This is a genomic window from Phocaeicola acetigenes (assembly GCF_027529745.1).
Lineage (GTDB): Bacteria > Bacteroidota > Bacteroidia > Bacteroidales > Bacteroidaceae > Phocaeicola > Phocaeicola acetigenes.
Map to the genome: position 1 here is coordinate 139,759 of NZ_JAPZVM010000006.1, position 20,850 is coordinate 160,608.

A 20,850-nucleotide genomic window follows, 5' to 3' on the forward strand; every position below is an offset into this window, starting at 1 on the left:
ATGTTTTAGTTTTCTGATTCAAAAATATCTTTCAATACCTCTTTGTCATCGAAATGATGTTTTACTCCTTTTATTTCCTGATAATTTTCGTGTCCTTTACCTGCCACCAAAATTACATCGCTATTTTGTGCCAGCATGCAAGCTGTACGAATTGCCTCTTTGCGGTCTACAATCGATACAACTTTTCTCATATCTTCTTTGGAAAGACCAGCCAGCATATCGTTAATGATATCCTGTGGCTCTTCAAAGCGCGGATTATCCGAAGTAATTACTACCTTGTCGCTTTGTTTTACAGCTTCCTGTGCCATGATAGGACGTTTCCCCTTATCACGGTTTCCACCGGCTCCTACCACAGTAATCACCTGACCTCTTCCGTTCAATACTTCATGAATGGCATTCAGCACATTGGTCAGCGCATCAGGAGTATGTGCATAGTCTACGATGGCAGTGTATCCTTTCGGCGAACGCAATGCATCAAATCGTCCTGATACCGGGCGCAGTGTGCTTAAAGCAATCAGAACTTCTTCCGGCTGTTTACCCAACAGACAAGCTGCTCCATATACAGCCAGCAGGTTAAGTGCATTAAAGCGTCCGATGAACTGAACATTTACTTCCCGGTTATTGATATCCATCAGCATACCTTCAAATCCATCTTCCAGCACTTTTCCCTTGAAGTCGCATAAAGTCCGAAGTGAATATGTCGATACTTTTGCTTTTGTGTTCTGTACCATTACCAACCCATTTTTGTCATCTGCATTGGTTAAAGCAAAAGCATTTTTCGGCAAATTGTCGAAGAATGTTTTTTTAGCCTTCAGATAATTCTCGAAAGTTTTGTGATAATCCAAATGGTCACGGGTCAGATTAGTAAAGATACCACCTGCAAATGTCAGGCCTCCGATACGTTTTTGAGCTACAGAGTGGGAGCTGACCTCCATGAATACATACTTGCATCCTTCATCAGCCATACGTCCCAACAGACTATTCAGTGTAATCGGATCGGGAGTAGTATGTTCAGTTGGAATTGCTTCTCCATCGATATAATTGCAGACAGTAGAAATCAGTCCGGCTTTGTATCCGAAACTTCTGAACATATTATATAATAAGGTAGCAATTGTTGTTTTGCCGTTAGTTCCAGTTACTCCGATAAGGTCCAGTTTTGACGTAGGATTTCCATAAAAGGCTGTAGCCAATTTGCCCACACTGTCTTCTGTACTATTTACTTTGATATAAGTCACTTCCGGTACTATATTAGTTGGGAAAACTTCACATACCACAGCGGTAGCACCTTTTTCTATTGCCTTGTCTATATAGTCATGTCCGTCTGTCTGTGTTCCTTTTACAGCGACGAATAAAAAGTCTTTTTCGATGCATCGAGAGTCCATGTGGATTCCCGCGATTTCCTTTTCTGTCGAGCCTGCAGTCTCATTGACTGCAACAGCTTGTATAATGTCTTTTAGTTTCATATGCTTAATTTTTGAGTGTCAATGTAATATATTCTCCTTTTCGGACCATGCTACCCGAAGGAATACTTTGGGTGTGTACCTTACCGACTCCAGAAAGGTGTACCTTCATGCCGTAGCTTTCCAATAAATATACAGCATCTTTTGCTCCCATACCGACAACATTGGGTACTCTTTTCTTGTCAGGTTGAGCCGTACTTAATTCTACATAGCTGTCTGTGGTTTTTGCTTTACCCCAGACTGGATTAAACGAATAAGGAATAGATGCACTATTGCTTTTTACGTTCAGTTGTTTCAGTACATATGCTGTTTCTGTAATATCTCCCTGTGCAACATCCGGAATTAGTACAGCGGTAGAGTCCTTAGCTTGCGCAATGTTCTTTACCAGATGTTTGGCATAGATACGTTCTGCAATTCGGCTGAAAACACTACCTGCTTGCAAACCTCCCGAAGCCGGTCCGTGTGGAATCTGTATAGAGACAATGCAACTGTATTTAGGTGCTTCCGATGGGAAATACCCGCAGAAGCTAACCAGATAACTGACTCCATTGGCTTTATATCCGGCTTTACCCTGTGAGATTTGTGCCGTACCTGTTTTACCGGAAACGCTGAACTGTTTACTGCCGGCCGGTTTTGCCAATCCTTCCGATACTACCTTGCGTAAAATCGTCTGTATTTGCTGTAAGGTTTCATCTGAGCAAATTTTAGGATTGACTATTTCCGTAGGATATTCTTCAACTATTTCTCCGTTACGTGCGATTGCTTTGACAAATTTCGGCTTCACCATCACTCCATTATTGGCAATGGCATTATAGAAATTTAGCATATAGATAGGAGGAATCATTGTTTCGTATCCTATACTCATCCATGGTAATGTAGTCTTGGCAAAATATCGTTCCTTAGGCCCTTTTATGCGAGGAGAAGCCTCTCCTACGAATCCCAGATTCAAAGGCTTGTCTATGCTCATCCGCCTTAATCCATCTATGAATTTTTGTGGGTCTTTCCCATAAAATTTGTCGATGATGCTTGATACTCCCACATTGGATGATACTTCCAAAATACGGGTTACATCAATTTCTCCATATCCTCCCTTATACCAGTTCCAGTCTTTCATCCAGCTGCCATACATATTGACCATACCGTTTTTGGTATCTACTTTATAGTCGGGAGTAATATATTTATCTTCCAAAGCTACCATGATAGAAGCCGTTTTAAAGGTAGAACCCGGTTCCATCAGATTGCTGACTGCAAGATTTCTCATTTCGTAGTATTTACCGTCCCCGGCTTTAGTCATGTTGACATTGGCTTTTACTTCTCCCGTTGCCACATCCATTACGACGGCCACTCCAAATACGGCATCCAGGTTTTTCAGTTGGTCAACCAATGCTTTTTCTGCAATATCTTGCATATCCACGTCAATCGTTGTGATGACATCATATCCGTCTATTGCAGGTTTGTCTACAATATTCAGATATTTGTTCATAACCTTCTGACGGTGTGTGATACCATTTTCTCCTTTCAGAAGAGAATCGTAGGTTAATTCCAAACCATTTTTGGCTCCTTGTGCCATATCGGGGAACATATCTCCCAAAGTACGCATTGCAAGTGAACCGAATGGCTTTTTACGCTGGTTGAACACCTCTTCATGCAAGCCGCTTATGTTTTTGCTCTGATTGAACAAAGGTAACTTCTTTACTTCCTTGTACTGGATATAAGAAATTCGTTTGGGGTAGAGCAGAAAATGCCGGCTTTTGGCTCTTCTTCCTTTCAAAATATGTTTGCGGAAATCCTGTGCGCTCCGGTCGGGGAAAATTTCATGCAGACCGTTGCAGATTTCCTGCAAATGATTCATTAGCATGGTGTCTTGCTTGCTACTCTGTACTCGGAAGTCCATGTAAATTTTATACTCCGGCAGACTACTTGCCATAAGCTTCCCGTCAGCCGAAATGATATTGCCTCGTGTCGGACGAATTACTACATTCTCTTTCACAAAGCGGTCGGCTACATCCTTCCAATATTGGCGTTCGGCAAACATAATGATTCCAGCTTTGACAATAATCAATATTGCCAAAACAGCCATAATCACCACGATGAAAGTATAGCGAAATGTAATATTTTTCAATCCGGATATCATATCTTTTTATTTCTTTCTGATTAAGTACGGAGGAGTTGTTGCTGTTTCCAGAGTATTCCCCTCTGCCGAAATATATTCTTCGATACGTGACTGTCGGCTTTTCTCCGTAAGCTCCGAAGAAATGGTCAATGCATCGTATTTAATATCAATCAGCTCTTTTTTTAACTGGTCGATTTCTATCAGCTCTTGTTGGCTGCTATACCGGTTATCGATATATAGAATCGTTAAGATCACAATCAGAATAAGCAGATTGGCCTGCCTCTTTAGAAAATCGTGAGCCAAGATGTCCCCACCCAAAATGCTCTTTAGTGTAATGTGCGGTGCGGTTGCCTGTGTATCTTGTTCTTTCTGTTCCATTGTCTTCTTATTTCTTTTCTGCAATTCTCAGTTTGGCGCTTCTTGAACGTGGATTCCTTGTCTGTTCTTCGTCGGTAGGTACAATTACCTTGTTGTTGACCAGCTTGAATGGAGTCTGTACATTTCCGAAGAAATCCTGCTCTGCTTTTCCTTCAATATTTCCAGTTTTCATCAGGTTTTTTACAATGCGGTCTTCCAGCGAGTGATACGTAATCACTACCAATCGTCCTCCTGGATTCAATGCCTCAGTAGCTGCATAAAGCATTTCCTTCAGAGCTTCCATTTCCTGATTTACTTCAATGCGGAGTGCCTGAAAGACTTTGGCCAGTTCTTTCTTTTCCCGTTCCCGTCCGAAAAGCGGTTTCACAATTTCCAGAAACTCTCCAATGGTTTGAATCGGATTTTGCATGCGTGCTTTTACCAGAACCGAAGCCAGTTTCCTGCTGTTTTTCAGCTCTCCGTACAGGTAAAACAGATTGGCGAGCTGTTCTTCATCGTATGTGTTGACGATGTCTGCTGCCGTTTTTCCGGCCCGTTTATTCATTCTCATATCCAGGCTTCCTTCAAAGCGGAAAGAAAAACCACGTTCCGAGTCGTCGAAATGATGAGAGGATACGCCCAAATCAGCCAGAATTGCATCCACTCCTTCTACATCGTAGTAACGCAGGAAATTGTGCAAGTAACGGAAGTTGCTGCGTACAAACGTAAAACGACTGTCGTTTACGATGTTCCGTTCAGCATCCTCGTCCTGGTCGAAACTGAACAGACGACTGTCTTTATCCATGCGGCGCAAGATTTCTTTCGAGTGTCCACCTCCTCCGAAAGTAACGTCTACGTATGTTCCTCCGGGTTTCAGGTTCATGCCGTTGATGCTTTCGTCGAGCAATACAGGTATGTGATAAATCTGTTCTGTTTCGTTCATTCTTTTCTTCGAATTAGTAATAATACACCTTATAATATACAATTGAGCTGTAAAATTACAACTTTCCTCACAAACGGGGGTATGATTGAATAAAAATGTTTGAAGAAGTTATCAACAGCTTTAGCGAAAACTGTGCGTATGGATTGAAGCCTCTGCACACAGTATTACATCTTGTGCAATATTTCTTTTTCATTTGTGTTACTTCTATCTTTTTGAGTAGAAAACGGCCATTTTTTTCGGTATTAGTAAGCAATATTTCAAAAGATACGTTACATTTGCAGGCAAAACATAAAGTGAAGAATGGCCGCCGATTCTATATTTTTGATTGACATAGATAAAATTCTACGGGAGAAAGCCGGAAAGAAGGCTGCGCGTATTCCCCGTTTCTTTGTGTCTTATTTGAAACACATTGTGCATCAGGAGGAAATCAATGCCTTTCTGAAAAGCGTAAACGATAAGACCGGTGTCGACTTTCTGGAAGCTTGTGTAGAATTTCTGGATATGAAGCTGGAAGTGGAGGGGATGGAAAATCTTCCGGCCGATGGCTTGTGTACGTTTGTGTCCAATCATCCGTTGGGCGGACAAGATGGAGTCGCTTTAGGTTATTTGCTTGGAAAACACTATGACGGACGTATCAAGTATTTGGTCAATGATTTGCTGATGAATCTGCATGGTTTGGCTCCTTTGTGTATTCCAATCAATAAAACTGGTTCGCAGTCCAGAGATTTTCCCCGTATGGTAGAAGCCGGTTTCTGTTCGGACAGTCACATTATTATGTTTCCTGCCGGTTTGTGTTCCCGTCGTCGGAATGGCGTTATTAAAGACTTGGCATGGAAGAAAACCTTCGTGACAAAGAGTGTGGAAACTCATCGCTATGTGGTTCCTATTCATTTCGAGGGAAGAAATTCAGACTTTTTCTACAGATTGGCCAATGTTTGCAAGTTCTTGGGTATCAAGTTCAACATAGCCATGTTGTATTTGGCCGACGAGATGTTCAAAAACCGTCATAAAACATTTAAGGTCACTATTGGCAAACCTATTCCGTGGCAAACCTTCGACAAGTCGAAGACTCCGGCAGAGTGGGCTGAGTATGTGAAAGAGTTGGTATATAAACTTTGAGTAGAAGATTGAATTTAGATATATGGAAGATGTTATTGCACCGATTGATAGGGAGGTCTTGAAAGCCGAACTCACTGAGGATAAGCGTTTACGGTTCACCAACAGAAGTAATAATGAAATCTATGTGGTTACCTGGAAGAATGCCCCTAATGTATTGAAGGAGATAGGTCGCTTACGTGAAATTGCATTCCGTGCGGCTGGAGGAGGTACCGGAAAATCACTCGATTTGGATGAATACGATTTGATGGAGAATCCCTACAAGCAGCTGGTAGTATGGAATCCCGATGCTGAAGAAATTTTGGGTGGCTACCGTTATCTGTTGGGAAATGAAGTGGAGTTCGACGAGCATGGAAAGCCGGTATTGGCAACAGCTCATATGTTCAATTTCTCTGAAAAGTTTCTGAAAGAATATCTGCCTACAACCATAGAATTGGGACGTTCGTTTGTGACACTGGAATATCAGTCCACCCGTGCCGGTTCGAAAGGACTGTTTGCACTCGATAATCTGTGGGATGGTCTGGGAGCACTGACGGTGATTAAGCCCAATGTGAAGTATTTCTTCGGAAAAATGACCATGTATCCCAGTTATAGCCGCCTGGGGCGCGATATGATTCTGTATTTCCTCAAGAAACATTTTTCAGATAAAGATAATCTGATTACTCCGATGATTCCTTTGCAGATAGAAACCGATCCGGCTGTGTTGGAGCAGATTTTCTGCAACGATACTTTCAAGGAAGATTACAAGGTACTGAATACAGAGGTACGCAAGTTGGGCTACAACATTCCTCCTCTGGTTAATGCATATATGAGTCTGTCGCCTACGATGCGTATGTTTGGTACAGCCATCAACGATGGTTTTGGCGATGTAGAGGAAACCGGTATCTTGATTGCAGTAGATGAGATTCTGGAAGAAAAGCGGGTACGTCATATCGAGTCGTACATCAAGGAACACCCGGAAGCTTTGCAGCTTACTTCAGGTGCTCATCCGGTTGTTTCGAAAGATTGATCATGCTTCCCTAAAAAACGCTCTTTATACATCTATTTGTCTGATGTTTAGTGGGCTATGTATAAAGAACAGAGTCTCTTGTTGACTTTTTTCTTCTCGGATAACTACAAAATGAAAATGAAATAAAAAGGCTTGCCGGCAGCGATGGGGCAAGCCTTTTTTACATGAATATATACCTCAAAAAACGTGACTATTATCGTAAGCTTACGCTATTATTATCGTTGGCTATCGTGACTATTCACATGAGCTCACGTGAATAGTCGCGTTTTTGAAACTTACCGGATGGTTTCTGTATCCTTTTTACTGCTTTTATCTTTCTGATAAATTCGTTTATGGCTATCAGGTTTCCTCCGTTTTCCAATTCCTGGATTATTGTATCGATAAAGTGGTTTCTCGTCCTTTGCAGAATATTTAGCCATGATGGAAGTAATGAGTATGGAATCTGGGATATGCTTATGGTCTGTGTTTCTCCTATAGGAGACAGTCCGAGACTGTTTTGCAAGACAGATACTATTTCTCCCTTTATAACAATGTTTATAATTTGTCCTTTGCTTGTAGAAGGTGTCAAACCCAAGTTTTTCATGGTTTTCTTTGTAAGGGCAACCGGGTTGAATGTAATGGCATTTCTGTTTGTCCTTAATGAATTGGCGGCAGCCAATCCTTCTCCCAAGGAATGTCCTACAAAGGTCAGTTCGGCATCACTCTTCTCTTCTGTACATATATTTGTAACGTATATTATTAAACCTCAGATCAACATTTTTCTTTTTTAATATATCTTCAAACCTTATGCTGTCGGAAGTAACAATAATATGACTTTGTATGATGCTGTCACAGTTATCGGCTTTCCAGTCAAGCCCTTCTATGTTGAAAGATTTGTCAATCAGATAATAGCGGGGGTAGTTGCCTTTGAGGGTTGTAGCTTTTACGATAACCCATAGGTCATTTGCATTTACTTCATGCATACATATCCAAGGAGAGTCAGGGAATGGTGGTATAATGCATCTTCCTCCATAGCCATTACTTTCTGTTTCCCCTGAATAAACAATTTTTTGGGTGTTCCAATCCCATTCAATCAGAAACAGCCCTTTTCCTAATTTATACGATCCATTCCATTCTGGCATGAACGAGTCTGCATAAAATAAGAATCCAATCAGTACAATAAAGAATGACACGATGAAAATCAGCGTATATTTCAGGAATGTCAGTATGTATTTTAGAATATTCATCAGTCTCCCTATTCCGTAATAAAATGTTTTAAATCCGTGTGTATCATTTATCCCTGTGCGAAGTCTTTTTGCCTTGATAAATAAATTTCTCGTAAATCCTCCTCCGGTATTCCAATCATAAACGGTAGCCTCGTCATTCACGATGCGTACTGTTCTTGCCTCTTCGTTTATCAAAAACATGTTTACACGTCCTAATGCATAGATGGTACATCCATTTGTCTTCGATGTATTATTGTTCAACTAAGAAAATACTCGGTAATTTGAAAAAATATTTTTCATCAATTTGTATTCTTAAATATTGTTCTACTTCTCTTTTTCTCATAAGAACAATTCTTTCTTGATAAAATTTTGACTTCCTATCTGTTTGGGCTATGAAATATGAGAACGTTTTACCGGGTGCAATTTTTTTAATAAATGAGTATCCTACATTCATTAAATGTTCGTCTGATAAATCTTCAAACATCATTTCAATAAAACTGAAATCACCTTTTTTCTTTTTAAAAAAATCGTGCACCAATTCAGAGTTTGATTTTTTGTTTATTGAAAGCAATGATATCCAGGTTAAATAGTCCTCGTTTGATTTATTTGTTATTTGGTATTTGCTGATAGTTTGAGTTTGTCCGGTAATTCCATTGAAATAGCAAAATGATAAGGTATCAATCTGTATTTGACGCTGAGCATTCAAGTTCGTTGCACAAAACAGAAAGAGTGGAAAAAATATGTAAATTACTGTTCTCATTTCTCTTTTATATATTTAGTAGTTACCTTTTAAAATTAGTAATCATCCCATTAAAACTATATTTCCATTAGGTGAGTTATTATACTCTTTTTCTTTCTGTGTATCATATGCCCGACGGATAGTCAAGAAGTTTGGAGGTTTTTTATTCTTCAATGATAGCTTTTAGAATGGCTCCATTGTTTTTTGACATTTCTATATATAATCCTCCGCCCATTATAATTTCATTATCTTTGGGGTGAGGGTATCCGTATAGTATCCATATTGTATCTTCTACTAATGTAATATGGATGGGAATCAAGTTCTCGATGTTGCCTTTATTCATGTCCGATAAAATAGGTAGGGCAAGTTCGAAAGCTTCTTTTGCAGTCTGGACATCTTTTCCGTTGTGGTTGTTGGGCATAAAGTAACAGCCTTTGCATTCTTGATAATTACGTTTCAATGTTGAGTCAACAATGAACTCAGAAATTTCTTGATTGTTTTTTGTTCTTTATACCCGCAGCTGCAGAATAATATTATACAGATGAGGAAGAAATATTTCATTTTGTCAAAAGAAGTTTGGAATATTTGTTCTTATTTATCTGATATGTTTCTTTTGATTTTTTCCAAATGCTCAGAATAAGTTGATTCCAAAAAGAAATCTCCACATTCATCATCCCAGCCAAAGAGTATATTATGTAAAGATGCAGGATAGACAATGTAGGCTCTTGTTGGATTTTCATGGGGCAGTATTCTGTTGTGTACATATTTTAATAATACTTTGTCTATTCCTCCTTCCTCGTATAATTTGCGGATTTCCGGAACTTCTACGACCTTATCCTCTGAGAATTCTTCATACATGGAAGTGTTGATTGTGATATATTCTTTATTTACCAGTTTTTTATATAAACGTTTTTGGAATTCCTGATAGGAATTGCATATTCCTGTCTTAACTATTTCGTTATTAATGCTTTAAATTTAATGAAAACTTTCGATATAAAAGAAGAAAAGAGAATGTTATGCAGCAGAAAAGAAGAACGAAAAAACGTGACTTGTATCGTAGGCTTACGATACAAGTCACGTGAGCGATCGATACTTGTATCGCAAGCCTGCGATACAAGTCACGTTTTTTGAAGGAAGATATACCGGTGAAGCGTATGTTACACTGCCGGCAGACTATTGCCGTTTATTTTCCGGTAAAGGTCGAGCGCATATACGTCGGTCATGCCCGAAATGTAGTCCAGCACGGCTTGAATCTTGCCGTACAAGGTAGGAGCTTCCACATCGTATTGTTTTGAAATGCGGTTTATCAACAGCTGTGAATAAGCTTTGTCGGGATGTCGCACAGCTTCCACCATCAGGTCAATCAGAGTGCTGATAACCTGGAAACCGGCCAGCTCGATGTCCACCACATCTTTCGAATGATATATCTTGGCGAAGGCGGTACGTGAACAGTTTTCGTAGGCTTCTCTGATTTGCGGTTCCATGTGCTTGATAAGTACTCCTTCGAACGTTCCGGCAAGAATATCTTCTTCGTGTTCTGTAAATACACGGGTACATTCTTTTATCAGTACACCGATGGCCGAGGAGCGTAAGTAGGCTATTTGTTCGTTGGCATCGGTTACCATCCGGCAGATTTCCTCGATGTGTGCCAGACGTTTGGGGGAGAAGAAACGGTAGTACAGGTCTTTCGTCTCCTGTAGAGTGAGTATTTTCAGCTTGTAGGCATCTTCTATATCCATCATCTGATAACAGATATCGTCGGCGGCTTCTACCAGATAGACCAACGGGTGACGGGCATAGCGTGCCGGTTCTCCTTCCCGGCTCAGGCGTACAATGCCTAATTCTTCGGCAATACGGCGGTAGTCGTCTTCTTCGCTCAGGAAGAAGCCGAACTTCTGTTTCTTTCCGGCAAGCTGCGAAGAAAAGGGGTATTTCACGATGGAAGCCAATGTAGAGTAGGTCATCACGAAACCTCCCGGGCGGCGTCCCCGGAACTGATGCGTCAGCAGGCGGAAAGCGTTGGCATTCCCTTCAAAGTGGGTAAGGTCTTCCCATTCGGCGGCAGAGAGGAGCGGCTTCAGGGTAAGTCCCTTGCCTTCGGAAAAATAGGTACCGATGGCTTTTTCTCCCGAATGGCCGAAAGGTGGATTGCCCAAGTCGTGTGCAAGGCAGGCAGCCGATACGATGGAACCGATTTCGGACAGATGCGAATCGTGCAGTTCCGGGTGCTTTTGCAGGAGGATTGTGGCTACTTCATTTCCTAAAGAGCGACCTACACACGAAACTTCCAGGCTGTGCGTTAGTCGGTTGTGTACAAAGATGCTTCCCGGAAGGGGAAATACCTGGGTCTTGTTTTGCAGACGTCGGAAAGGAGCGGAGAAAATCAGCCGGTCGTAGTCGCGTTGGAATTCGGTACGGTCTTCTTTCCGTGCTTCGTGGAGAAACTCCAGTCCGAAGCGTTTGTTCGATATCAGTTGTTTCCAGTTCATGCAGAAATAGGTTGTTTTTGCAAACTTAATGAAATTCGGTGGAAATAGCTCGGAAAAACAAGGATTAGTATTGTGAAAGCAGAATTTGAGACTTCGTGGAACGGATATATATAAGATGAGAAATATTTTTGTTTTTGTGAATAAGGGTTGTGATAGTTTGTACTTAAAATAGGGGTTGTCTGTTTTAATTTGTTATTTGGGCGGCCTGTATAGAGCGTTTTTCTTATATCTTGAAACTTGATAAAATTATTTTTCAATCTTTTTATTATTTGATTAAATAAAAATGAAGCTAATTTTCTACTTTTACAATCAAAATGATATGGATATTGAGGTAAAAGTATACAAAAAGAAAATGAAAGCTGATGAAAACTGGTATTAATATCAAAGATGACGGAAGTTTTCCTCTTTCAAGGGGACTTTATAATCCGGAAAACGAGCATGATGCTTGTGGAGTAGGTATGATAGTGAATATTCGGGGTAATAAATCGCACAAACTGGTAGATGATGCACTGAAAGTGCTTGAAAATATGAAGCATCGTGGGGCGGAAGGTGCGGATAATAAAACGGGAGATGGTGCCGGGATTATGGTACAGATTCCTCATGAATTTATATTGCTTCAGGGTATTCCTGTTCCGGAAAAGGGAAGATATGGTACCGGCTTGGTATTTCTTCCTAAAGATGAAGGTGCACAGGCATCTATCCTGCAGATTATGATAGAAGAAATTGAGCGGGAAGGTCTTTCACTGATGCACCTGCGCTCGGTACCGGTGAATACGGCTATCCTTGGAAAGAGTGCACAGGAAACAGAACCGGCTATCAAACAGGTATTCATTACAGGAGGAAAAGAGGATGCCGACCTGGAGCGTATGTTGTATCTGGTTCGTAAGAGAATAGAAAAGCGTATTTCTCATAAGGATTTCTATATCGTTTCTCTTTCGAGCAGAAACCTTATTTATAAAGGTATGCTTTCTTCTACACAGGTACGCGAATATTTTTGCGATTTGACACAGCCTTATTTTACCAGTGGAATTGCAATTGTACACTCTCGCTTCAGTACAAATACATTTCCTACATGGAGCCTGGCTCAGCCTTTCCGTCTCTTGGCCCATAACGGGGAAATCAATACGATTCGTGGAAACCGGAGTTGGCTGGAAGCAAGGGAGAGTGTTTTGTCAACTCCTTTGCTGGGTGATGTGAAATCGATATCTCCTATCTTGCAATCGGATATGAGTGACAGTGCTTCGCTGGATAATGTGCTGGAGTTTTTGGTCATGTCGGGCTTGAGCTTGCCACACGCGATGGCGATGCTGGTACCGGAGTCGTTCAACGATAAGAATCCGATTAGTGAAGATTTGAAGGCTTTTTATGAATATCATTCTATTTTGATGGAACCTTGGGATGGCCCTGCGGCATTGTTGTTCAGCGACGGACGTTATGCCGGAGGTATGCTGGACAGAAACGGATTGCGCCCGGCGCGTTATCTGATTACCAAGAATGATACGATGGTAGTAGCAAGTGAAGCGGGCGTGATTGACTTTGAACCGGAAACCGTACGTGAGAAGGGACGCTTGCAACCGGGTAAGATTTTGCTGGTGGATACACAGGAGGGCCGTATTTATTATGATGGGGAGTTGAAAGAGAGTTTGGCTGCTGCCTTTCCTTATCGTCAGTGGTTGTCTGTCAACCGGATTGAACTGGATACGTTGAAGAGTGGACGAAAAGTAGAAAATACAGTTCCGGACTATACTCGCAAATTGCGTGCTTTCGGATTTACACGCGAAGATGTGGAACGGACTTTAACTCCGATGTGTACAGGAGGTTCCGAACCGACAGCTTCGATGGGAAATGATACTCCTTTGGCTGTCTTGTCGGATAAACCGCAGTTGTTGTTTAATTATTTCAGACAGCAGTTTGCACAGGTTACCAATCCGCCTATTGACCCTATTCGTGAGGAACTGGTAATGTCTTTGACAGAATATGTGGGAGCGGTAGGAAATAATATATTATCGCCAGACGAAAGTCACTGCAAGATGGTGCGTTTGCCTCATCCTATTTTAACGAATACCCAACTGGATATTTTGTGTAATATCCGTTATAAAGGATTCAAGACTGTCAAGTTGCCTATGCTGTTTGATGCGGCAAAGGGTAAGACTGGATTGCAGGAAGCGCTTTCTGCTTTGTGCCGTAAGGCTGAAGAAGCTGTAGCCGAAGGGGTGAACTATCTGGTTTTATCCGACCGTGATATGGATGCCGGACATGCAGCGATTCCTTCTTTACTGGCTGTAAGTGCGGTTCATCATCATCTGATAGCTGTACAGAAGCGGGTGCAGACTGCGCTGGTAGTAGAAAGTGGAGAGCTCCGGGAAGTGATGCATGCGGCTTTGCTGTTGGGCTATGGGGCAAGTGCAATTGTGCCTTATATGGCTTTTGCGGTATTGGATGATCTTGTAAAAAAGGGAGAAATTCAGCTGAATTATGAAACGGCAGAGAAAAATTATATCAAAGCTCTCTGTAAGGGATTGTATAAAATTATGAGTAAGATGGGGATCAGTACCATACGTTCGTATAGAGGGGCAAAGATTTTCGAAGCAGTTGGTTTGGGAGAGCCTCTGTTGAGAGAGTATTTCGGTACTTCATCTTCATCGATAGGAGGAATTGGGCTGGAAGAGATTGCTCACGATTATCTTGCTTTTCATGAGGCGGGATACCAGCCTGCAGAACCGGGTGATTTGTTGCCTCATGTAGGGCAGTTCTCATACCGGAAAGATGGAGAGCGTCATGCCTGGAATCCGGATACAATCCGATTGCTTCAGTTGGCTACCCGGGTGGGCAGTTATACTAAATTTAAGGAGTTTACTGCTTTGGCAAATTCGGCAGAGCATCCTCTTTTCTTACGTGACTTTTTCCGTTTTAAAAAGAATCCGATTCCTATAGAGCAGGTGGAGCCGGTGGAAGAAATTGTCAAGCATTTCGTGACAGGAGCTATTTCGTTTGGAGCCATCAGTAAAGAGGCTCACGAGGCATTGGCTCTGGCAATGAATAAATTGGGAGCTCGTAGTAATACCGGAGAAGGTGGAGAAGATGCAACACGTTTTCATGAGACGGTCGACGGGGTGTCTTTGTGCAGCAAGACCAAGCAGGTGGCTTCCGGACGTTTTGGTGTGACAACAGAATATCTGGTGAATGCCGAAGAAATACAGATTAAGGTGGCACAAGGGGCTAAGCCTGGAGAAGGAGGACAGTTGCCGGGATTTAAGGTGGATGAAGTAATTGCCCGTACCAGACATTCTATTCCGGGTATTTCGTTGATTTCTCCTCCCCCTCATCATGATATTTATTCAATCGAGGATTTGGCGCAACTGATTTTCGACTTGAAGAATGTGAATCCGAAAGCTGCGGTAAGTGTGAAACTGGTAGCCGAAAGTGGAGTGGGTACAATTGCGGCAGGTGTGGCCAAAGCGAAAGCGGACTTGATTGTGATTTCCGGTGCAGAAGGAGGTACAGGAGCTTCACCGGCTTCTTCCATGCGTTATGCTGGTATTCCTCCTGAAATCGGTTTGAGTGAGGCTCAGCAAACATTGGTGCTGAATGGACTGCGTGGACAGGTGCGTCTGCAGACCGACGGACAGCTGAAAACGGGACACGATATTATCAGTATGGCTCTTTTAGGAGCTGAAGAATTTGCCTTTGGTACTACAGCGCTGATTGTGCTGGGCTGTGTAATGATGCGTAAGTGTCATGCCAATACTTGTCCAGTTGGAGTTGCTACACAGGATCCGGTCTTGCGAGCTCATTTCCGTGGCCATCATGAGTATGTAGTGAATTATTTCCGCTTCCTGGCTCAGGAAGTACGTGAATACCTGGCAGATATGGGTTTCACCAAGTTGGAGGACATTGTGGGACGAACTGATTTGATTGAACTGTCACCGTCCCGACCGGGTACAAAAGAGGCTTGTTTGGATTTTACTCGTTTGTTGCATAAAAACAGTAAGGCAGGTATCTTGCATAATGTCAGCGCACAGCGTCACGAAATAGAACAGGTGCTGGATCGGTCTATCCTTGCTTCAGCTCAAAATGCATTGGAGAACAAAAAAGAGGTTTCGTTGGAGTATGCCATTGCTAATACCGACCGTTCGGTAGGAAGTATGTTGTCCGGTGAGATTGCAGCCCGATATGGACATGAAGGCTTACCTGACCGGACTATACAGATTCGCTTCAAGGGTTCTGCCGGACAGAGTTTCGGAGCTTTTCTGGTAAAGGGAGTGAGCTTCCGCTTGGAAGGTGAAGCGAACGATTATCTTGGCAAGGGACTGAGTGGAGGACGGATTGCCGTATATCCTCCTGTACGTAGTGATTTTGTGGCAGAAGATAATACGATTGCGGGAAATACGCTGCTGTATGGTGCTACAAGTGGTGAGGTGTATATCAACGGATGTGTAGGTGAGCGTTTTGCTGTACGCAACTCGGGTGCTATTGCTGTAGTAGAAGGTGTAGGAGATCACTGTTGTGAGTATATGACCGGAGGCCGTGTAGTAGTATTAGGTGAAACCGGACGCAACTTTGCAGCTGGTATGAGTGGCGGAGTGGCCTATGTGTGGGATAGAAAACAGAACTTTGATTATTTCTGTAACATGGATATGGTGGAATTGTCTTTACTGGAAGATACGGCTGCACGAAAAGAAGTACACGAACTGATTCGCCGTCATTATCTCTATACGGGGTCTGAACGGGCACGACTCTTGTTGGATAACTGGAATCATTACGCAGATGAGTTTATCCAGGTGACTCCTATTGAATATAAAAAGGTGTTGGCAGAAGAGCAGATGCGTAAACTGCAGGAGAAAATAGCGGAAGTACAGCGTGATTATTAAAAAACTATCAAGAAATGAACTGTGAGTTCGAAAAGATGAATATAGAGATATGGGAAATCCGAAAGCGTTTTTGACAATTCCCCGTCAGGAGGCGGGATATCGACCGATACACGACCGAATTGCAGATTTTGGTGAGGTAGAACAGACTCTGAATACAGGAGAACGCAAGCTTCAGGCTTCGCGTTGTATGGATTGTGGGGTTCCTTTCTGCCATTGGGCTTGCCCTTTGGGAAATCGTTCACCCGAATTTCAGGATGCATTGTTTCGGGGAAAATGGAAAGAGGCTTATGAGATATTGACTTTGACCAATGACTTTCCTGAATTTACCGGACGAATCTGTCCGGCATTGTGTGAGAAAAGCTGTGTTTTGAAGCTTAGTTTGAATGCTCCTGTGACCATTCGGGAGAATGAAGCTGCTATTATAGAATCGGCTTTCCGTGAAGGATATGTACAGCCTCAGTCTTATCCCCGCAATGGCATGAAGGTGGCGGTCGTTGGCTCAGGACCGGCTGGATTGGCTGCGGCCAATCAATTGAACCGTAAGGGATATGAAGTAACAGTGTTTGAAAAGCAGGAATATATTGGTGGATTACTTCGTTTTGGTATTCCGAATTTTAAACTTCATAAACCGATTATAGACCGGCGCCTGCAAATTATGGAAGCTGAAGGTGTTGCGTTTAAAACTAATGTAGATATTGATTTGAATCATCTTCCGGATGGTTTTGATGCCTATTGTGTATGTGTAGGAACTCCTCAGGCACGTGATTTGGCTGTGCCGGGAAGAGATTTGAAAGGTATTCATTTTGCAATGGAGTTTCTTGCACAGCAAAATAGGGTTCTTGCTGGACAGACTTTTGCGGAAAAGGATCGTATCTCGGCACGCGGAAAGCATGTGCTGGTAATTGGAGGGGGAGATACAGGTAGTGACTGTATTGGAACAAGCCACAGACAGGGGGCTATAGATGTAATACAGATTGAAATTATGCCTAAACCGCCAGTTGGTGATAATCCGAATACGCCTTGGCCTCAATGGCCGGTGGTTTTGAGAACCAGCAGTAGTCATGAAGAGGGATGTGTGCGACGTTGGAATTTGTCATCAACCCGTTTTCTTGGAAAAAACGGTCGTGTGTGTGGAGTAGAGGTTGAAGAAGTAGAATGGTTGCCGGCAAAGCCGGGGGAACGACCTCAGATGCATCTTACTGGAAGGAAAGAAATTATTAAAGCCGATTTGGTATTGTTGGCTATGGGCTTCCTGAAACCGGAATTACCAACTTTCCCGGAACATGTTTTTGTAGCAGGAGATGCGGTTACGGGGCCAAGTCTGGTTGTGCGGTGTATTGATAGTGGTAGAAAGGTAGCGCAAAAAATAGATGACTATCTTCGTGGAAAACAGTAATTCAACTCTGTTTCCAGACTTATTCGCGAATCTGATAAGAATGAAGTATTATGTGTGGAATAGCTTGCATTTTTAATATCCGGAAACAAACACCGGAATTGAGAGATAAGGCATTGGTTATGGCAAAAAGAATACGCCATCGTGGGCCGGACTGGAGTGGTATTTATTGTGGAGAATCGGCAATATTGGCACATGAGCGCTTATCTATTGTTGATCCACAGAGTGGAGGACAGCCTTTGGTATCGCCGGATGGAAATCTTGTACTTGCTGTAAATGGAGAAATCTACAATCATCGTGAGATTCGACAGAAGTATGGGAATCGTTATGCCTTTAAAACAGGAAGCGATTGTGAGGTTATTCTGGCGCTGTATCAGGAAAAGGGACTTGACTTTCTGGAAGACTTGAATGGTATTTTTGCTTTTGCACTTTATGATAAGGAGCACGATGAGTTTCTTATTGCGAGGGATGCAATTGGTGTTATTCCTTTGTATATAGGTTACGATGAAGAGGAAAGAGTGTATTGTGCTAGTGAACTGAAGGCACTGGAAGGTTTCTGTGTACGTTATGAGACTTTCTTGCCAGGGCATTATTATTCCAGTAAGGAAGGGAAAATGGTTCGCTGGTATCATCGGAAATGGCAAACAGCTCTTCCTGGTCCGACACAAGGAGATGCACATGTTTTGTTGAGAGCAAGTCTTGAGGCTGCGGTAAAGCGGCAGTTGATGAGTGATGTACCGTATGGAGTACTTCTTTCTGGCGGACTGGATAGTTCTATCATTTCAGCTGTGGCGAAGAAGTATGCTTCCCGGCGGGTGGAGAATGAAGGAAAGACGGAGGCATGGTATCCTCAGCTTCATTCTTTTGCCATAGGTTTGGAAGGAGCTCCTGATTTATTGAAGGCGCGTGAAGTGGCTCAACATATCGGTACTGTGCATCATGAAATCCATTACACACTACAGGAAGGACTGGATGCGCTGAAAGATGTGATTTATTATATCGAAACTTATGATGTGACTACTGTACGTGCATCTACTCCTATGTATTTGCTGGCACGTGTCATTAAAAGTATGGGTATCAAGATGGTGCTGAGCGGAGAAGGAGCTGATGAAGTCTTTGGTGGGTATCTTTATTTTCATAAGGCTCCGTCTGCTGAAGAATTTCATAAAGAAACAGTACGTAAATTGTCTAAACTGTATCTGTATGATTGTTTGAGAGCAAATAAGGCTCTTTCTGCCTGGGGGGTAGAAGGTCGTGTTCCTTTCCTCGATAAAGAATTTCTTGATGTGGCAATGAGTCTTGATCCATCCGAAAAGATGTGTCCGGGAAGCATGATAGAAAAACGTATTTTAAGAGAAACTTTTGCAGATTTATTACCTGAAAGTGTAGCTTGGAGACAAAAAGAGCAGTTTAGTGATGGGGTAGGATATAGCTGGATTGATAAACTGAAGGAGTTTACATCGCAGGCTGTGAGTGATGAACAGATGGCTCATGCTGCCGAACGTTTTCCGGTAAATCCTCCAAGAAATAAAGAAGAATATTATTATCGCTCTGTATTCGAAGAGCATTTTCCTGGTAGGAATGCAGCTCTTACTGTACCGAGCGTTCCAAGTGTAGCGTGTTCTACAGCTGAGGCTTTAGCTTGGGATGCTTCTTTTAAGAATATGAACGAGCCGAGTGGACGCGCGGTGAAGGGTGTCCACGAGGAGGCTTATCAATGATAGATAAAAATAGATGATATGGCACTTGTAAACGAACATTTTTTGAAGTTATCTAATAGTTATTTGTTTTCTGATATTGCAAAGAAAGTACATGCTTTTAATGTGGTCTATCCTAAAGCCAAACTTATCCGGCTTGGAATTGGTGATGTAACACGTCCATTGCCTCCGGCTTGTATTGAAGCGATGCATCGGGCAGTAGATGAATTGGCTGATGCTTCTACTTTTCACGGATATGGCCCAGAGCAAGGGTATGGCTTTTTGATTGATGCAATAATCAAACACGATTTTACAAAACGAGGCATTAGTATCAGTCCCTCGGAAGTATTTATAAGTGATGGTGCGAAAAGTGATACGGGTAATATTGGAGAGCTTCTTCGTTGGGATAACAGCATGGCTATTACCGATCCGGTTTATCCGGTATATGTTGACAGTAATACAATGTGTGGTCGTACCGGCTCTTTGGATGAAAACGGACGTTGGAGTAATGTTACTTATTTGTCGTGTACGGAGGAAAATGGTTTTATACCAGCTTTGCCTAACCATCGGGTGGATCTTATTTATTTGTGTTATCCTAATAACCCGACAGGCACTACCCTTACACGCGATCAATTGAAACTTTGGGTGGATTATGCATTGGAAAATGATACGTTAATTGTTTTTGATGCTGCTTATGAAGCTTATATTACAGAGCCTGATGTGCCACATTCTATCTATGAAATACGTGGAGCGAAGAAAGTAGCTATTGAAATTCGTAGTTTCTCAAAAACAGCGGGTTTTACAGGAGTAAGATGTGGATATACTGTGGTTCCTAAAGAGGTGACAGCTAGTGATATTAAAGGGAATAGGATTCCGTTGAATTCCTTATGGAACCGCAGACAGTGTACAAAGTTTAATGGAGCAAGTTATATTACTCAACGTGGGGCTGAAGCTATTTATACACCTGAAGGGCAGCAGCAGGTAAAGCAAACAATTGATTACTATATGGAGAATGCCCGTATTATGCGGGAAGGTTTGACTGATGCTGGGTTCAAAGTTTATGGCGGAGTAAATGCTCCTTATATTTGGCTGAAGGCTCCAAAGGGCATGACTTCTTGGAACTTTTTCGAGAAGTTATTGTATGAAGTAAATGTGGTAGGTACACCTGGAGTAGGTTTTGGACCAAGTGGAGAAGGATACTTGCGCCTTACAGCTTTTGGTAAGAGAGAGGATTGTCAGGAAGCTATGCAGCGTATCCGCCGCTGGAAGTTTTAATATACCTGATGATTATTGATTATGGTTGAAACCGTCTGCTGCTTATTCAGTAAAAGCAGTAAGACGGTTTTTTATTAGGATTAAGTTTTATATTTAATATTTATCTTATGTGATAAAAAGGAATAAAAAACACTTTTAGTATTATGAATTGTTATAATTATGTTTTTTTATGTAACTGATTGT

16 protein-coding genes are annotated in these 20,850 nt (G+C 42.1%); 6 read left to right on the top strand and 10 right to left on the bottom strand.

Features of this window, described 5'->3' with window-relative positions:
* Positions 1–5: 5 nt before the first annotated feature.
* Genes O6P32_RS08850 through rsmH form a run of 4 tightly spaced genes read right to left on the bottom strand, consistent with a single transcriptional unit; the run spans position 6 to position 4,873 of the window.
* Positions 6–1,463 (bottom strand): UDP-N-acetylmuramoyl-L-alanyl-D-glutamate--2,6-diaminopimelate ligase, encoded by a 1,458-nt coding sequence (locus O6P32_RS08850; RefSeq protein ID WP_269878070.1) that lies wholly within the window; start codon positions 1,461–1,463, stop codon positions 6–8.
* A 4-nt stretch (positions 1,464–1,467) separates the two neighbouring features.
* Complete coding sequence (locus O6P32_RS08855) at positions 1,468–3,594, bottom strand: penicillin-binding transpeptidase domain-containing protein (RefSeq protein ID WP_269878071.1); 2,127 nt, start codon at positions 3,592–3,594, stop codon at positions 1,468–1,470.
* Between the two features lie 6 nt (positions 3,595–3,600).
* Positions 3,601–3,951 (bottom strand): FtsL-like putative cell division protein, encoded by a 351-nt coding sequence (locus tag O6P32_RS08860; protein ID WP_269878072.1) that lies wholly within the window; start codon positions 3,949–3,951, stop codon positions 3,601–3,603.
* A gap of 7 nt (positions 3,952–3,958) precedes the next feature.
* Entirely contained in the window at positions 3,959–4,873 is a 915-nt protein-coding gene (rsmH, locus tag O6P32_RS08865) for a 16S rRNA (cytosine(1402)-N(4))-methyltransferase RsmH (RefSeq protein WP_269878073.1), read from the bottom strand.
* A gap of 300 nt (positions 4,874–5,173) precedes the next feature.
* Between rsmH and O6P32_RS08870 the strand changes: the two genes are divergently transcribed.
* Positions 5,174–5,992, top strand: a complete 819-nt coding sequence (locus O6P32_RS08870; RefSeq protein ID WP_269878074.1) for a 1-acyl-sn-glycerol-3-phosphate acyltransferase — start codon at positions 5,174–5,176, stop codon at positions 5,990–5,992.
* Between the two features lie 22 nt (positions 5,993–6,014).
* On the top strand, positions 6,015–6,998 hold the full coding sequence (locus O6P32_RS08875; RefSeq protein ID WP_269878075.1) for a GNAT family N-acetyltransferase: 984 nt from the start codon (positions 6,015–6,017) through the stop codon (positions 6,996–6,998).
* 238 nt (positions 6,999–7,236) lie between these two features.
* On the opposite strand, the gene O6P32_RS08880 is transcribed toward O6P32_RS08875, so the two are convergent.
* From O6P32_RS08880 to O6P32_RS08905, 6 genes are all read right to left on the bottom strand, one after another.
* Positions 7,237–7,668 carry a hypothetical protein gene (locus O6P32_RS08880; protein ID WP_269878076.1) on the bottom strand — a complete coding sequence of 144 codons (432 nt, stop codon included), beginning with the start codon at positions 7,666–7,668 and terminating at the stop codon, positions 7,237–7,239.
* A gap of 28 nt (positions 7,669–7,696) precedes the next feature.
* Positions 7,697–8,464: a hypothetical protein gene (locus O6P32_RS08885; RefSeq protein ID WP_269878077.1), complete on the bottom strand. Its 768-nt coding sequence runs from the start codon at positions 8,462–8,464 to the stop codon at positions 7,697–7,699.
* On the bottom strand, positions 8,454–8,963 hold the full coding sequence (locus O6P32_RS08890) for a hypothetical protein (RefSeq protein WP_269878079.1): 510 nt from the start codon (positions 8,961–8,963) through the stop codon (positions 8,454–8,456). The genes O6P32_RS08885 and O6P32_RS08890 overlap by 11 nt, the downstream gene beginning before the upstream one ends.
* A gap of 142 nt (positions 8,964–9,105) precedes the next feature.
* The gene (locus O6P32_RS08895) at positions 9,106–9,363 is read right to left on the bottom strand and encodes an NTF2 fold immunity protein (protein WP_269878080.1); all 258 of its coding nucleotides are present in this window, start codon (positions 9,361–9,363) and stop codon (positions 9,106–9,108) included.
* Between the two features lie 170 nt (positions 9,364–9,533).
* Positions 9,534–9,800, bottom strand: coding sequence for a hypothetical protein (locus tag O6P32_RS08900; protein ID WP_269878081.1), 267 nt, complete (start codon positions 9,798–9,800; stop codon positions 9,534–9,536).
* Between the two features lie 299 nt (positions 9,801–10,099).
* Positions 10,100–11,431, bottom strand: a complete 1,332-nt coding sequence (locus tag O6P32_RS08905) for a deoxyguanosinetriphosphate triphosphohydrolase (protein WP_269878082.1) — start codon at positions 11,429–11,431, stop codon at positions 10,100–10,102.
* A 362-nt stretch (positions 11,432–11,793) separates the two neighbouring features.
* Here O6P32_RS08905 and gltB point away from each other — a divergent pair, with 362 nt between their 5' ends.
* From gltB to O6P32_RS08925, 4 genes are read left to right on the top strand one after another with little or no spacing between them, the layout of a single operon-like run.
* Positions 11,794–16,302 (top strand): glutamate synthase large subunit, encoded by a 4,509-nt coding sequence (gene gltB, locus O6P32_RS08910; protein WP_269878083.1) that lies wholly within the window; start codon positions 11,794–11,796, stop codon positions 16,300–16,302.
* A 49-nt stretch (positions 16,303–16,351) separates the two neighbouring features.
* Positions 16,352–17,698 carry a glutamate synthase subunit beta gene (locus O6P32_RS08915; RefSeq protein WP_269878084.1) on the top strand — a complete coding sequence of 449 codons (1,347 nt, stop codon included), beginning with the start codon at positions 16,352–16,354 and terminating at the stop codon, positions 17,696–17,698.
* 50 nt (positions 17,699–17,748) lie between these two features.
* Positions 17,749–19,416 (top strand): asparagine synthase B, encoded by a 1,668-nt coding sequence (gene asnB, locus O6P32_RS08920; protein WP_269878085.1) that lies wholly within the window; start codon positions 17,749–17,751, stop codon positions 19,414–19,416.
* A gap of 18 nt (positions 19,417–19,434) precedes the next feature.
* Positions 19,435–20,667: an LL-diaminopimelate aminotransferase gene (locus O6P32_RS08925; protein WP_269878086.1), complete on the top strand. Its 1,233-nt coding sequence runs from the start codon at positions 19,435–19,437 to the stop codon at positions 20,665–20,667.
* Positions 20,668–20,850: the final 183 nt, after the last annotated feature.